The sequence below is a fragment of the Salinimicrobium marinum genome, assembly GCF_014651535.1.
GTDB classification, from domain to species: domain Bacteria; phylum Bacteroidota; class Bacteroidia; order Flavobacteriales; family Flavobacteriaceae; genus Salinimicrobium; species Salinimicrobium marinum.
The window spans coordinates 66559-81718 of sequence record NZ_BMXB01000013.1 but is presented as its reverse complement, the minus strand read 5'-3'; the positions used below and the strand labels follow the sequence as shown (position 1 = coordinate 81718).

The window sequence follows — 15160 nt, the reverse complement described above, 5'->3', positions numbered from 1 at the left end:
TTTCTTGTGGCGGTTAGCTCTTCTTCTTTTTTTACGCTTATGCGTAGCTACCTTATGTCTTTTTCTTTTTTTACCACTTGGCATAGTGTGACTTTTTAATTAATAAATTTATTTTAATCCTGTGTTATAACAGGACGGTACGCTATTTTACCTCAACGTTGGTTTTTACACCTTCTACAAATATTTTAGCCGGCTTGAATGCAGGGATATTATGTGCAGGGATTTTAATGGTAGTGTTTTTGGAAATATTTCTTCCTGTTTTTTCAGCTCTGGTCTTGATGATAAAGCTTCCAAATCCTCTTAGGTAAACGTTGTCACCTGCTTCTAATGAAGTTTTTACCTCTTCCATGAAGGTTTCAACAGTAGCCTGTACATCTCCTTTTTCCATTCCTAGTTTTTCAGAGATTTTTGCTACGATATCTGCTTTCGTCATTGTCGTATTATTTAATAAATAGGGGTTTATAAAATTTCAAGAGGCAAATATAAGAATTAAATCGGCAACTATTCAAGCCTAATTGACTAAATAATAACAGAATAAAGAATTATCATTGCGTCAAATATTTTTACCTAATGAAATTTTCTAAGACTTTGATAAACTGGTATTTAGAAAACAAACGGGACCTCCCATGGCGTTCAGAAAAGGACGCTTATTACATCTGGTTAAGCGAAATTATCCTTCAGCAAACCAGGATCGAGCAGGGAAAACCGTATTATTTGAAGTTTGTAGACAGATTTCCGAGCGTTTTTGACCTTGCTGCAGCTTCCGAAGAGGAGGTTCTAAAATTATGGCAGGGTTTGGGATATTATTCCCGTGCACGCAACCTGCATGCTTCGGCTAAATATATTGTCAACGAACTTAAAGGAATCTTCCCTGAAACCTATAAAGATCTATTACAGCTGAAAGGGGTAGGGGACTATACAGCTAGTGCAATTGCTTCCATTTGCTATGAAGAGCCCGTTGCAGTGGTGGACGGGAACGTCTACCGGGTGCTCTCCAGGATTTTCGGAATTAGTACTCCTATTAACTCTACCGAAGGGATAAAGGAATTCAAAATTCTCGCTCAGAAATTACTTGATAAAACCAATCCTTCAGATTTTAATCAGGGTTTAATGGAGTTTGGGGCTTTGCAATGTAAACCTCAGCTTCCGGAATGTCCCACCTGTCCTTTTTCCGGAAATTGTATTGCTTATAAGGAACAACGAATTGCCCAACTTCCGATCAAACTGAGAAAGCAAAAGATCAGGAAAAGGCATTTTAATTATCTGGTTTTTATTTCAGAAGATAAGGAAACGCTTTTAAAACAGAGAAAGGGAAAAGGGATCTGGCAGGGATTATATGAATTTCCGCTGGTGGAAACTTCGGGGGAAACTTCTTTTGAAAACCTGGTAAAGGAAGAAGAATATCAATCTTATTCCACATCTGAAAATACTTCTGTTGCCCTTTTCAATGAATTGCCTGTTGTTCATAAACTTTCTCACCAACATATCTTCACCCGCTTCTGGATCGTTAATTGCAGGGAGCTGCCTCAGGGAGGAGTGCCTTTGGAGAAAATTAATGAATTTCCTGTACCTGTATTAATTGATAAATTTATTGAGTCTTACTGTTTTTAGGATAGCTGCTTTTTTGTAATTTCCCCAATTCTTTGAAAGTTAAAAGAAGAAATGAAAACTTTTTTTACTTACTTTAGAAATAATTCTTTTTAAGATATCATAATATGACTGGAACTTTGAACAAGGTAATGCTTATTGGGCATACAGGAGACGATGTAAAAATGCACTATTTTGAAGGTGGTGGTTCTTTGGGAAGGTTTCCTTTAGCGACCAACGAAACTTACACCAATAAGACCAGTGGAGAACGGGTGACGAATACCGAATGGCATAATGTAGTGGTAAGAAACAAGGCCGCAGAGATTTGTGAAAAATATCTAAAAAAAGGGGACAAAGTATATATTGAAGGAAGGATCAAAACCCGAAAATGGCAGGATGAAAAAGGAATTGAAAGATATTCTACCGAAATACAGTGCACAGATTTTACCTTTCTAACTCCCAAGAATGAGGGAGGTTCGCCGGGTGCAAATCCAGCAGGTTCATCAAATAAGGAAAATTATCCTGCGCAAAAGCCTAAAAATGATACTTTTGCAAAACAAAATCCAGCTGAGGAAGAGGAAGATGACTTACCCTTCTAAGTTTAATTAAAAATACAACCTTTGGATCCTGATCCTGCCAGTTTAATATTATCTCTAGTTGCTCCAGATCTCACGCAACTCTTCGGAATCATTTTTTTATTCCTTTTTTTGATCGCTTCTGCCATGATTTCGGGCGCCGAAGTGGCATTTTTTTCTTTAACTCCGGCAGATTTCGAAGCCGATGAGCTTAAGAGAACAGCAAAGGAGCAGATCGTTATTAAGTTACTGGACAAACCAAAAAAACTTTTGGCGACGATCCTGGTGGCAAATAATACCATTAATATTGCCATCATTCTGCTTTTTGATGCTCTTACCGATGTGGCTTTCCAAAACATCGACACCGTTTTCCTGGGGATCAATCTCAAGTTTATTCTGGAAGTAGTAGTAGTAACCTTTCTTATCCTTTTGTTTGGTGAAATCCTCCCAAAAGTATACGCCAGCCGCAACAGGGTGAATTTTTCCTATTTTATGGCATATCCTTTAAATGTGCTGGACGTTCTTTTTGCCCCTTTAAGTCTGCCAATGAGATCTGCTACCATTTATATTCATGAACGATTGGGAAAACAGCGCAGCGGGTTAAGCGTAGATCAATTATCACAGGCACTTGAACTAACAAGTCAACATGATACTACAAAGGAAGAGCAGAAGATCCTGAGGGGAATTGTCTCATTTGGTAATACCGATACAAAGCAGGTGATGAAGCCGAGAATGGATATTTTTGCGCTAAATGGGAATCAGCCTTACCGGGAGATAATTCCGGAGATCATTGAGAATGGCTATTCCCGTATTCCTGTGTACAAGGAAAATATAGATTCTGTAATGGGTATCCTGTATGTAAAAGACCTTTTGCCATACTTAGAGCGGGATGATTTTCAATGGAACAGCCTGCTGAGAGAGCCTTATTTTGTTCCTGAAAATAAAAAACTGGATGACCTTCTAAATGATTTTAAACTCAAAAAAAATCACCTGGCAATTGTAGTGGATGAGTATGGTGGCACCAGCGGGTTAATATCTCTTGAGGATATTATTGAAGAGATAGTCGGGGATATTAGTGATGAATTTGATGATGAAGATCTGATTTTCTCTAAGCTTGATGATAACAATTATGTGTTTGAAGGAAAGACACCTTTAAAAGATTTTTACCGGGTACTTAAACTTGAAGATCCCACTCTCTTTGAAGATAATAAAGGAGAAGCCGAAACTCTTGCAGGATTTTTGCTGGAAATTTCGGGAAGTTTTCCGAAGAAAAATGATGTCATTCTTTTCGACGGATATAGTTTTACAGTGGAAGTGATCGATAATAAGCGCATCAAGCAAATAAAACTAAGTATCTCCGGAATATGAAAAATACCTTCGTACTTCTCCTGATGATTTTTATGTTCGTTTCCTGCGCAGAGGATCCCCGTCCAAAACCCAGTGCTTTTTTATCTATGGAATATCCTGCGCCGGAATATGGTCTGGTAGACAACAATTGCCCTTATATTTTTGAAAAAAATAAACTGGCCGAAATTGCCAAGGCACGTGGCGCCAACAATTGCTGGCTTAATCTTGAATATGAGTTATTAAGAGGCACTATTTTTATCACCTATCAACCTGTTAACAATAATCTTGATTCTCTTCTTCGGGATGCGCAGAAACTTCCTTTACAGCACACAATAAAGGCCGATGTAATTGAGGGAGATGTTTATGTAAACCCCTCCAGGGATACTTATGGGATGTTCTATGAAGTATCGGGAGATGCAGCTTCCCAGGCACAATTCTACCTTACAGATAGTGTGAATCATTTTATGACGGGATCTGTTTACTTCAGAGCGCAGCCGAATTATGATTCTATACTTCCGGCAGCGGCTTATCTAAAAAATGATATAAGACATTTGATGGAAACGGTAAAGTGGAAAGAAAATAAATAATTTTTTTTCCTCTGTAGTCCATTAATTTAAATGAGAATCGAAGTACCGGATGCCCAATAAAAATCTTAAATGGATTTTTCTCCTTCTGCTTTCTGTGGTGTGGGGAAGTTCTTTTATTCTTATAAAGAAGGGTCTGGTTGGACTCACTCCGCTGCAGGTAGGCTCTCTAAGAACTGTTTTTGCAGCCTTATTTCTGATCATTATAGGCTTCAGGAGCCTGAGACACATTAAAGGAAAGCAATGGAAATGGATTGCATTTTCAGGGTTTTTCGGAACTTTCTTTCCTGCTTATCTTTTTTCATTCGCTGAAACAGAAATTGACAGTGCCATAGTATCAATCCTTAATTCCACAACCCCGTTACTTTCCATGTTGCTGGGGATTTTTATATTTGAAGCGCCTTTTATTAAACGTAAATTCATTGGCGTTTTCGTGGGATTGGCAGGAACTACGGCTTTGATTTTAAGTGGGGCAGCTGTAAACCCCGATCAGAATTACTGGTACTCTCTATTGGTGGTGCTGGCATCTCTTTTCTACGGATTTAATGCCAATGCCATTAAAAAGCATCTTCAAACAATTCCGGCTCTTGCTATTACCACGGGGAATTTTATGGTGATTGTGGTACCTGCGCTAATTGTGCTTGCCACTACCGGATTCTTCTCTGCAGGTGTTTTAACGGCACCCAATGTTCCTTTATCATTACTCTATATAGCTGTTTTAGGAGTTATTGGCACAGGAGCAGCCTTAATAATCTTCAATAAGCTTATTCAAATTTCAGATCCTGTTTTTTCAACTTCTGTTACCTATGTGGTGCCTATAATTGCACTAGGGTGGGGGCTTTTGGATGGTGAAGGGTTCACTTTGTTTCAGTTATTTTCCGGGCTTTTAATCCTTCTGGGAGTAGTGATCGTTAATACAAGTAAAAAAAGAAAGTAATTCATTTGGTTTTTCTTTAACTTTAAATTAACTTTAATCTACGAAACTGAAACCCCCTAAAAGTCCGTGAAATGAAAAAGAAACTATTTTTTGGCTTTACTCTATTTGTTATGCTGTTTACAATGGTAGCCTGGCAATATGCTAGTGCAGAATTGGTTGAGCTTCAGAACAAAACTGATATCACTGAGAAAGATTATACCAAAGCAGCTTAAACAGACGCTGAACCAACTTAAATTATTAACAAACCTTGGTGAAAAATTTTCAGAATTTTTTAAGGATTCTCCTGAAAATTGATCTGAATATTTATTTCAAATCTGAAACACCTTTTTATGGGAATCTCTTTCCTGCACAAACTCCTGTCTTTCCTTTCCAGTTAAATAAAGCCTTATCCTGCCCTTTATATGGAGGAAATAATAGTTGTTTGCTTTAACTTTTCAGGTCCTTTTATATATTTATATCCAGATTGTACATGTATCTTCTTAAAGATGGAGATTGCCGTGTTTTCGTGACGGTGATTAGCTCCTGTGAATGGATCTTATGATAAATTGTACAGATCTTTTTCTGCTGGCTGGCATTAAAAAAACCGCTCCCAAACGGAAGCGGTTTTTAGACAATTTATTATTTTTCTTTTTGCTATTCAAAATCGGCATCTGTAACACCTTCATTCACTTTTATCTCACTCACATTAAATGTGAAGGATTGAGGCCCCATGGATTGGGAAACAGTGAAAGGGAATTTCACTCCATTCACCTCCTGATAGTTGCTGAGAACAGTTGGGATAGTCATTGTTTGACCTCCCTGGCTTACCGTTTTTACAGATTGTACCTTTAGGCCTGTGGCTACATTATAGTAATTTGTGGTGGTGTCATCCAATGCAATTACATAAGCATCCTCACCGTCAACCTGTTCGATTCCTTTTAAAGTTGCATTTTCAGCAATTGTCTCGGGGAATGGATTTGCTTCAGCCTTTGCTGCAGCTATTTGATCGTCGCTAAAAGGAACTTTTTGTCCCTGTGCTACCACAAATCCTTCTTCCCCATTGAAAACCTGTTTCTGAAACACATTTCCTGCAACAGATATTACATTGGATGATTTTCCTCCTGTAGTGGTTTTCATCTCCATATTCAGCTTTTGTCCCTGGATGTCGGCTTCAGCAGTCATATAAACAGAGTTTACTGCGTCTACAGCATCCTGTCCGCCAATAGCTTCAATGTACTTGTCGAACACAGTTTCAACGGTTACATTGGGATCCATTGCCTTATTGTAATCGGGCTTCTCGGTTTCGTTCGCGTACTTGTCAAAATACTTTACTGGAATATCTTTTCCGTTATAGGTGAAGTTTTCCAGTTTTTCGGCAACTTCACTTCCTTTTCCAACTACCATAATTCGGGCGTTGTCTGCTAAATAGTATTTTTTGGCGACTCTCTGAATATCTTCTGCGGTAACCGCATTAATCTTTTGCAGGTAAGTTTCATAGAAGTTTTCAGGAAGCTTATCTGTCTCAATATTTAATGCATATTGTGCAATAGTAGAAGGTCGCTCCAGGGCAAGGACAAAGTCTCCTGTGTATTTAGCCTTTGCATTTTCCAGCTCTTCCTGCGAAACTTTTTCATTTCTTATTCTGTGAAGCTCGTCAAGAAAGGCAACAACCGCACTGTCGGTTACCGCATTACGTACACTTGCACTGGCTACGAATCTTGCAGCATATTTATCATCTCCTGTGCTGGAGTACGCTCCATAGGTAAATCCTTTGTCTTCTCTCAGATTAAGGAAAAGTCGCGCTTCTCCACCACCGCCAAGGATCTTATTAGCCATTAAAACCGGAAAATAGTCCGGATGTCCTTTTTGAAGCTCTATGGCGTTCATAACCTGAACTTCACTCTGAACTGCATTTGGGAAATCAATGAAATTGATCTGGGTTTGGTCTACATTGGTTACAGCAGGCAGTTCCTGTGCCGGAAGGTCTTTCTTTTTCCAGTTTTTGAAATGCTGATTAACAAGCTTTTTTACTTCCTTTGTTTCTACATCTCCTACTACTACTAGAAAAGCATTTTGAGGGACAAAATAGGAATCATAAAATGACTGTACGTCCTGCAGACTTAGACCTTCTATAGATTCTTTGGTGGAAAATTCTCCATAAGGGTGATTTTTTCCGTACGCTAATGCAGTACCTAATCTTTGTGCATTTGAGGAAACATCCTTTTCTGTTGATTTCAGGTTTTCCAGTGCTCTTTCTTTTTCAGTCTCAAATTCTTCCTGAGTGAAATTTGGATTAAGAGTTCCCTTAGCAACAAGTTCCAGTACTCTTGGGAAGTACTTGGAAAGGGAATTGGCAGATGCTCCTCTTGAAAAGAAGTTTACACTGGCTCCCAGGTAATCTATTTCCTCGTTAAACTCATCTTTGGGGATATCTTTGGTGCCTTCACCCAACATAGATCCCATGAGTCCTGAAACTCCAGCTTTTTCTCCCGAAGCTGCCGGGGGATTGTCCATGGTAAGTGTCATGGAGACCCTTGGTAACTTGTGATTTTCTACTACAAGAACTTTTAATCCGTTCTTTAAGGTAAAAGATTCTGGTTTTCCAAGATTAATTTTAGGTGCAGGCCCCGCTTCAGGCGGTGTACTGCGGTCAATTTGAGCTTCGACTCCCATTGAACACAGAAATAAAACTGCTAATGCTATTATTTTATTTTTCATTGTTTTTGCTTTTAAATTTTATTCAGAGTCGGTTTGAGGGAGGTAATCCAGTACTAGACGCTGGTTAGGGTTTAGATATTTTTTGGCTACTTCCTGAATTTCTTCACGTGTAATAGACCGGTAGATGTCAATTTCTTCATTAATAAGATCTGTATTTCCATAGAGCATCTGGTAAGTTGCTAAAGAACTTGCAATTCCCGCGATGCTGCTGTTTGAATTTACAAACCTGTTTTCAAATTTATTCTGAAGCTTTTCATACTCCCGCTCACTGATCATTTCATTCTGAAGCCTTACTATTTCCTCATCAATTTCAGAAGTTAAAGTGTCAAGCGAAGTTTCTCCCAACGGAAGACCGAAAACCACATACTGGCCGTAATCCTCCTGTGCGATATTGAAAGCTCCAATTTCTAATGCCTGCTTTTGGTCGTCAACCAGTTTATTGTAAAGTCTGGAAGATTTTCCGTCAGAAAGAACAGAAGAGATCATGTCAAGAACATAAGCATCCCGTTCCTTCATAGATGGAGTTCTGTATGCAAGAACTACCGCGGGAATCTGGATGTTTGGATCATGGTAAGTGCCTTCCAGTTGTTGAGTAATTGGTTCCTCTTCAATATTTATTTGTTCAATCGGAGCACCTTTTTCTATAGGACCAAAGTAATCCTGGATCATTTTTTTTGTCTTTTCTATCTCAATGTCACCGGCTACTACCAGAGTTGCGTTGTTGGGAACATAGAATTTATCATTGAATTCACGAAATTCTTCCAGGGTGGCAGCATCCAGGTGGTCCATAGAACCAATGGTTGTCCAACGGTAAGGATGATTTTCGTAAAGCCTTTTCTTTACTTCAGCAAAGATCTGTCCGTAAGGTGCATTGTCAACCCTCATTCTTTTTTCCTCTTTCACAACCTCATTTTGGGTGTCAACACCTTTTTGGTCTATGATTGGGTGCATCATTCTTTCCGATTCCATCCAGAGTCCCAGTTCGAGATTATTGGATGGGAAGATTTCATAATAATAAGTACGGTCATCTGTAGTGTTGGCATTATTGCTTCCTCCATTGGAAGAGACGATCTTGAACCATTCTCCTTTACCTATATTTTCTGTTCCTTCAAAAAGAAGATGTTCAAAAAAGTGGGCGAAACCAGTTCTTTCCGGATTCTCATTTTTCGCACCTACGTGGTACATTACCGATGTTGTTACAACTGGGGCTGAATTGTCCTGATGAAGAATAACATTTAATCCGTTATCCAACTGGTACTCTGTAAATTCAACCTCCTGTGCAATTCCTGTAAAAGAGAGGAAGGCTGCACAAGCCGTTAATTTAATTTTGTTAATCATTTTTTAGACTGTTTATTTAGTTAAAGAATTAGTGTAAGAATGCATTTTATTGTTACAAAATAAGTTATAAAATTCTAAGATGAGTGATTTTTGCCAATATTGGCTAAAAAACCTAAATTAACAAGGTCTTAAGGGTAAAATCCTTATAATTTTTGGAAATTTATACACATAAAAATACCAACCTTATGAAGAAACTTTCTTATCCCGTAACTTATGGGTTACTTATAGCCATTGGGCTAATAGCATATTTTTTGTTGTTATCCCTGTTTGGTCTACACATTAATCCTGCTTATAGTATCTTTAATATGGTAATATTAGGAGCAGGTCTTTATTTCGCAATAACGCGCTATAAAGAAAATAAAGGTGTGAAGTATCGATTTCAAAAAGGTTTTATGGTGGGGCTGACTACCGGATTTATCGCTACCATGCTATTTACTGCGTTCTTTGCAGTATATTCCGAACTGGATCCAGATTTCCTCGAGGAGTTGATCACTATGTGGGAAACAGATTGGTTTGTAAGTATTGGAATGGTGATTTTTACTGTTGCGTTAATGGGTTTTGCAAGTACCGTAGTAATTACCTTTGCCTGGAACCAATTGCTTAAAAATACCAGAAATACTACGGAAGGTAAAAAGCATACGTATTAAATTTATAATGCCTTTGCAAATTAATTAATTAGAAGTATATTTGCACCCGCCTGAAAAAACAGGTTGTATAAAATAAACTTTTAATAAAATACGCTATGTACGCAATTGTAGAGATAGCAGGGCAGCAATTTAAAGTTGCAAAAGACCAGAAAGTATTTGTAAACCGCCTACAGGGAGAAGAAGGAGACAGTGTTTCTTTCGACAAGATTCTTCTTACAGGTGATGGTGACAATGTTACTTTAGGCGCCCCAGCTATAGAAGGTGCTTCGGTAGGAGCTAAAATCACCAGGCACTTAAAAGGAGACAAAGTGATTGTTTTCAAAAAGAAAAGACGTAAAGGTTACAGAGTTAAGAATGGTCACCGCCAGTCCTTAACAGAAATTGTAATCGAAAGTATTTCAGCAAAAGGAGGGAAACCTGCTGCAGCTAAAAAGGAATCTGATAATTCAGCAAAATCTGAAGAATCTTCAAGTGATTTGAACAATAACACTGTTGTGGAATTGAGGGAAATGGCTAAAGATAAAGGGATTGAAGGATATTCTTCTATGAAGAAAGCAGAATTAATTACTGCTTTAAGCGAATAATTTACCATTAATTTAAAAACTAAATAAAATGGCACATAAAAAAGGAGTTGGTAGTTCCAAGAACGGTAGAGAGTCAGAATCAAAACGCTTAGGTGTGAAGATTTTTGGTGGGCAAGCAGCCATAGCCGGGAACATTATCGTACGACAAAGAGGTACTGCGCACAATCCGGGTGAGAATGTGTACGCAGGAAAAGACCATACTTTACACGCCAAAGTAGACGGTCTTGTGAAATTTACTAAAAAGAAAGACAACAAGTCTTACGTTTCTATAGAGCCTTTCCAGGCTTAATAAGAATTTCTTTTTAAGATTCTAAAACCCTTTCTCATTCAGAAAGGGTTTTTTTGTATTTTAATATTTCAATCTACGGATATGAAATATATTACCATTTTTGACACACCAAGACAGAATCAGATTGCCATTATACGGCACTTGTTTGAAGAGAATCAAATAAAATTCAGGATTCTTGATGAAGCTACCAATACGGCAATTCCTGTTGGAGTAAGGGTGCAGGTGATAGAAGATCAGGTTTTACGAGCGAAAAATATTTTAAAAAAAAATGGCTTTTATGGTACTCCTGAACCAGAAGCCAACTCGGCTTTAAATTACCGATTTTTTTGGTATTTATTCCTTGCACTCTTGCTTATCATTATTATCTCTGGCCTTATTAACTGGTGTTTATTCTAAACATATACTTGTAATATCTAATTCCTACAGAGTTTATTTTTTGTTAAATGTTTTATTGTTGGATTTAATTTATATAATTTCATTTCACATCCGTAAAATAACCTTTAACCGAAAAATTATGAGAAAACTAATTATGTGTGCCGTTTTGTCTCTGGCATTTTTAAGCACCAGTTGCCTTGGCTCCTTTAGTGCCTGGAACGGACTTAGAGACTGGAATGAAAGTGTAGCCGATAATAAATTTGTAAATAATGCTATTTTTTGGGGCTTAAATATTATTCCTGTTTATCCTTTGTTTTATGCCGGTGATGTGATCATCTTCAACCTTGTGGAATTCTGGTCGGGATCAAATCCTATTGCGATGAATGATGGAGATATTGAATCTCAGATCATTGAAAAAGACGGAGTGAAATATGAAATGATTGCTACTAAAAATCAGATCAATATCAGGGTGCTTACCGGAGAACGTGAAGGAAATGAACTTACACTAATCTATGAAGCTTCAGATAAGTCATGGAATGCAATGAAGGATGGAGAGAAAATAAAATTATCTTCTTATGAAGAAGGATTTTATATTGTTTATTTGCCAGATGGTGAAGAAGTGAAAATTGATCAAAATGCTACCAGACAAGAAGGATTGGCTCTTTTGAACAGTAAAGTTGCTTCTTATGAAAATTGTCTGCTGGCCAGCGCAAAATAATTGATTTCATTCAGCGTATTTAAAGCCTTTAAAGTTAATCTTTGGAGGCTTTTTTGATTTGTACAGCGTTGTATTTTTGGATGATGTTAAAAAGTCAATCTGTAAACCAGTAGTTGGTGTAATGCTCCGTAATGAAAGCTACAGCAATTAAAACCCTAATGATTTAGATTCGGAAATTAATTATTTAAACGCAGCTAATTTCTGTTTTTTGTAATCTATTGTCTTTCCTATAAATGTTTACTATGGAATTCGTATCGATTTACCACACCGTTCATTCATTTGAAATTGAAATAATCAGAAATTTACTGGAGGAGAATGATATTAAATATCAATTACCTGATGAGGCCACACAAAGTGCCGCCGGGATGGCTGGGTTGGGAATGGCGGGAATGCGGGTAATGGTTCCAAAGTCACAACGGGAGCAGGCGATTGCGATCCTGAAAGAACGTGGGTTTTCATAAATATTGTGGAATTAATTTTTCATGATTTTTTAGAAATGGATTATAAAAAATCCTCTTTGATCAATAACCAAAGAGGATTTTTTGTTTTTCTACAGTATAAAGTCTACTAGTATCTGTAATATTCAGGTTTAAACGGACCTTCAACCGTCACCCCAATATATTCAGCTTGTTCCTGACTCAATTCTGTCAACTCCACTCCGATTTTCTCCAGGTGAAGGGCAGCTACTTTTTCATCAAGATGCTTAGGCAGCATGTAAACTTTATTTTCGTACTGGTCTGTATTCTTCCAAAGCTCGATCTGTGCCAAAGTCTGGTTTGTGAAGGAGTTACTCATCACAAAACTTGGATGTCCTGTAGCACAACCAAGATTTACCAATCGGCCTTCAGCTAAAAGAATAATGTCTTTTCCGTCGATGGTGTATTTGTCAACCTGAGGCTTGATCTCATCTTTGGTGTTGCCATAGTTTTCGTTCAGCCAGGCTACCTGGATCTCATTATCGAAGTGACCAATGTTTGCAACAATCGTTTTATCTTTCATGGCTTTGAAATGTTCGCCACGTACAATATCCTTATTTCCTGTGGTGGTGATTACGATATCTGCTTTTGGAAGAACAGTTTCAAGCTTCTTAACTTCGAACCCATCCATGGCGGCTTGTAATGCGCAGATTGGATCAATCTCGGTTACAGTCACAATAGAGCCGGCTCCTTTAAAAGACTGGGCAGTACCTTTTCCAACATCGCCATATCCACAAACAACCACTCTTTTTCCTGCTAGCATCACATCTGTAGCACGGCGAATAGCATCCACAGCACTTTCGCGACATCCATATTTGTTGTCAAATTTAGATTTGGTAACAGAATCGTTTACGTTGATAGCAGGCATAGGAAGAGTTCCATTTTTCATACGCTCGTATAAACGATGAACTCCGGTTGTGGTTTCTTCAGAAAGACCTTTAATTCCTTCAGCTAGTTCAGGATATTTATCAAGAACCATATTGGTAAGGTCACCGCCATCATCAAGAATCATGTTTAATGGCTTGCGGTCTTCTCCGAAGAAAAGTGTCTGCTCGATGCACCAGTTAAATTCCTCTTCGTTCATACCTTTCCAGGCATACACAGGGATTCCTGCGGCAGCAATTGCAGCGGCAGCCTGGTCCTGAGTAGAGAAAATATTACATGAACTCCAGGTAACTTCGGCTCCCAGGGAAATCAAAGTTTCAATAAGAACAGCAGTTTGTATGGTCATGTGAAGGCAACCTGCGATACGGGCACCTTTAAGAGGTTGTTCGTCTTTATATTCTTCCCGAAGAGACATAAGTCCCGGCATTTCTGCTTCGGCAAGTTCTATTTCTTTTCTCCCCCAGTCAGCAAGGGAAATATCTTTTACTTTATAGGCAGTATAAGGTACTGTTTTCGTTGACATATTATTATATTTGATTTAGCAAATTTGCGAACCACAAAAGTAAAGAATATCTAACACTTTTTTATGCCCCTTTACAAAACAATAACAGTAAATAATCATACTAAAGTCCTCATTTGGAAGATAGAAGAGCCGTACGAGAAACTAAGGGAGAACGTTAGCTTAACATCTCATTGTCAGGATAGAATGGAGGGCATGAAATCGGATATCCACCGGCGCGGGTTTCTTAGTGTGAGACATCTTTTGGCAGAAGAAGGTTATGCAGATCATGATCTCTTTTACGATGGCCATGGTAAACCTCATTTAAAGGACGGAAAGTTTATTTCCATCACGCATTCCTTTATTTTTTCGGCAATTATTCTCAGTGATTCCGAAGTGGGCATAGACATAGAAAAGCAACGGGATAAGATCCTTCGAATAGCTCATAAATTCACTCCTATCCAGGAGTACAGAACGATTGCGAATTTTGACGCGCTTATTCGAAAACTCACCATTGTTTGGGGTGCAAAAGAAGCTATTTACAAACTTTATGCAGAACCGGGGGTGAGTTTTTTACAGAACATCAATATCAACGATTTTGATTTTGATAGTTTTAAAACCACCGGGAAGGTGTTCTTTAAAGGAGAAACCACTCATTACGTACTGGATTTTCTCGAATTTGAAGAATTTACCTGCGTGTATGCACTACCCGAATTAAATCCTGCCTGATTCATGGCATCATTTCTAAATTTAATACTGAATGCTGTTACTTCGGAAGAAAAACTGCTTTCTGTTCTTATTGATCCCGATAAATTTGATGAAGCTGAAGTGGCTACATTTCTTCAGAAACTGCCTAAGCAAACCTCTTTTCTGTTAGTCGGCGGAAGTACAGTCGAGGCAGAAAGAACAAAAACTTGTGTGGAAGTTATTAAAAGAAACACAGATGTTCCAGTGATACTGTTTCCCGGAGATTTTACGCAGATAGCTGATGCGGCAGATGGTATTCTTTTTCTTTCCCTCATCTCTGGAAGAAATCCTGAATATTTAATAGGGCAGCAGGTGAAAGCAGCTCCCATTTTACAAAAAAGTTCACTGGAAATACTTCCGGTGGGGTATATTTTAATTGACGGCGGAAAAGAATCGGCTGTGGAAAGAGTAAGTGAGACAGAGCCACTTTCCCAGGAGAAAGTCCAGGTGATCGTGGAAACTGCTTTGGCTGGAGAATACTCCGGAAAAAGAATGATCTATCTGGAAGCCGGAAGCGGTGCAATCTTTCCTGTTAGCAACAAAATCATTTCCGAAGTAAAAAGGGCTGTTTCCATTCCTCTTATTGTAGGAGGTGGTATTCGCAGCCAGGAGCAGTTGCAGGAAATATATTCTGCCGGAGCAGATGTTGTGGTGGTAGGTACAGCTTTTGAAGAAGGTTCGTGGGAAGAGTTGCCTCTTTTAAAAATTTCAAAAGAGGCTTAAAATTAATTTCCGAAAAGATTTCTCTCGCTTTACAAGTGGTTAAAATGTAAAAGTTGTTGCCTATTTCCACAGAAAAATGGGGAAATTTCTTCGCATTACACAATTCAAAAGTATGGCATACTCCTTAATACCCTGTATTTCAGACACGATAT

At 38.2% G+C, this 15160-nt stretch carries 18 protein-coding genes; 14 read left to right on the top strand and 4 right to left on the bottom strand.

The features are described 5' to 3' along the window. Positions 1–142: 142 nt before the first annotated feature. Positions 143–463 (bottom strand): HU family DNA-binding protein, encoded by a 321-nt coding sequence (locus IE056_RS14220; RefSeq protein ID WP_262891467.1) that lies wholly within the window; start codon positions 461–463, stop codon positions 143–145. Positions 464–570: 107 nt separating this feature from the next. Here IE056_RS14220 and mutY point away from each other — a divergent pair, with 107 nt between their 5' ends. The 6 genes from mutY (at position 571) to IE056_RS14190 (ending at position 5242) form a co-directional block, all read left to right on the top strand. Further along, the gene (gene mutY / locus IE056_RS14215; RefSeq protein WP_189605388.1) at positions 571–1611 is read left to right on the top strand and encodes an A/G-specific adenine glycosylase; all 1041 of its coding nucleotides are present in this window, start codon (positions 571–573) and stop codon (positions 1609–1611) included. Positions 1612–1715: 104 nt separating this feature from the next. After that, positions 1716–2186, top strand: a complete 471-nt coding sequence (locus IE056_RS14210; protein WP_189605387.1) for a single-stranded DNA-binding protein — start codon at positions 1716–1718, stop codon at positions 2184–2186. Between the two features lie 21 nt (positions 2187–2207). Further along, complete coding sequence (locus tag IE056_RS14205) at positions 2208–3530, top strand: gliding motility-associated protein GldE (protein ID WP_189605386.1); 1323 nt, start codon at positions 2208–2210, stop codon at positions 3528–3530. Further along, positions 3527–4096, top strand: coding sequence for a gliding motility lipoprotein GldD (gldD, locus tag IE056_RS14200; RefSeq protein ID WP_189605385.1), 570 nt, complete (start codon positions 3527–3529; stop codon positions 4094–4096). The genes IE056_RS14205 and gldD overlap by 4 nt, the downstream gene beginning before the upstream one ends. 49 nt (positions 4097–4145) lie before the next feature. Further along, complete coding sequence (locus IE056_RS14195) at positions 4146–5030, top strand: DMT family transporter (protein WP_189605384.1); 885 nt, start codon at positions 4146–4148, stop codon at positions 5028–5030. 71 nt (positions 5031–5101) lie between these two features. Beyond that, positions 5102–5242: a hypothetical protein gene (locus IE056_RS14190; protein WP_189605383.1), complete on the top strand. Its 141-nt coding sequence runs from the start codon at positions 5102–5104 to the stop codon at positions 5240–5242. 421 nt (positions 5243–5663) lie between these two features. Here the strand turns inward: IE056_RS14190 and IE056_RS14185 are convergent, their stop codons facing one another. Together IE056_RS14185 and IE056_RS14180 are read right to left on the bottom strand one after the other, a co-directional pair. Then, on the bottom strand, positions 5664–7727 hold the full coding sequence (locus IE056_RS14185) for a M16 family metallopeptidase (protein ID WP_189605382.1): 2064 nt from the start codon (positions 7725–7727) through the stop codon (positions 5664–5666). An 18-nt stretch (positions 7728–7745) separates the two neighbouring features. Further along, complete coding sequence (locus IE056_RS14180) at positions 7746–9065, bottom strand: M16 family metallopeptidase (protein ID WP_189605381.1); 1320 nt, start codon at positions 9063–9065, stop codon at positions 7746–7748. Between the two features lie 185 nt (positions 9066–9250). Here IE056_RS14180 and IE056_RS14175 point away from each other — a divergent pair, with 185 nt between their 5' ends. The 6 genes from IE056_RS14175 to IE056_RS14150 all read left to right on the top strand — a co-directional run bounded on the left by IE056_RS14175 (position 9251) and on the right by IE056_RS14150 (position 12139). Beyond that, the gene (locus IE056_RS14175; RefSeq protein ID WP_189605380.1) at positions 9251–9712 is read left to right on the top strand and encodes a DUF4199 domain-containing protein; all 462 of its coding nucleotides are present in this window, start codon (positions 9251–9253) and stop codon (positions 9710–9712) included. 95 nt (positions 9713–9807) lie between these two features. Next, complete coding sequence (gene rplU, locus IE056_RS14170) at positions 9808–10296, top strand: 50S ribosomal protein L21 (protein ID WP_189605379.1); 489 nt, start codon at positions 9808–9810, stop codon at positions 10294–10296. Positions 10297–10324: 28 nt separating this feature from the next. After that, positions 10325–10585 carry a 50S ribosomal protein L27 gene (gene rpmA, locus IE056_RS14165; RefSeq protein ID WP_189605378.1) on the top strand — a complete coding sequence of 87 codons (261 nt, stop codon included), beginning with the start codon at positions 10325–10327 and terminating at the stop codon, positions 10583–10585. An 81-nt stretch (positions 10586–10666) separates the two neighbouring features. Continuing rightward, the gene (locus tag IE056_RS14160; RefSeq protein WP_189605377.1) at positions 10667–10981 is read left to right on the top strand and encodes a putative signal transducing protein; all 315 of its coding nucleotides are present in this window, start codon (positions 10667–10669) and stop codon (positions 10979–10981) included. Between the two features lie 118 nt (positions 10982–11099). Further along, a complete protein-coding gene (locus IE056_RS14155; protein ID WP_189605376.1) occupies positions 11100–11678 on the top strand; it encodes a DUF3332 domain-containing protein in 579 nt (192 codons plus the stop codon). A 242-nt stretch (positions 11679–11920) separates the two neighbouring features. Next, the gene (locus IE056_RS14150; protein WP_189605375.1) at positions 11921–12139 is read left to right on the top strand and encodes a putative signal transducing protein; all 219 of its coding nucleotides are present in this window, start codon (positions 11921–11923) and stop codon (positions 12137–12139) included. Positions 12140–12245: 106 nt separating this feature from the next. On the opposite strand, the gene ahcY is transcribed toward IE056_RS14150, so the two are convergent. Beyond that, the gene (gene ahcY / locus IE056_RS14145) at positions 12246–13562 is read right to left on the bottom strand and encodes an adenosylhomocysteinase (RefSeq protein ID WP_189605374.1); all 1317 of its coding nucleotides are present in this window, start codon (positions 13560–13562) and stop codon (positions 12246–12248) included. 63 nt (positions 13563–13625) lie between these two features. Here ahcY and IE056_RS14140 point away from each other — a divergent pair, with 63 nt between their 5' ends. Beyond that, on the top strand, positions 13626–14267 hold the full coding sequence (locus IE056_RS14140; RefSeq protein ID WP_189605373.1) for a 4'-phosphopantetheinyl transferase family protein: 642 nt from the start codon (positions 13626–13628) through the stop codon (positions 14265–14267). A gap of 3 nt (positions 14268–14270) precedes the next feature. Further along, complete coding sequence (locus IE056_RS14135) at positions 14271–15008, top strand: phosphoglycerol geranylgeranyltransferase (protein ID WP_189605372.1); 738 nt, start codon at positions 14271–14273, stop codon at positions 15006–15008. Positions 15009–15160: the final 152 nt, after the last annotated feature.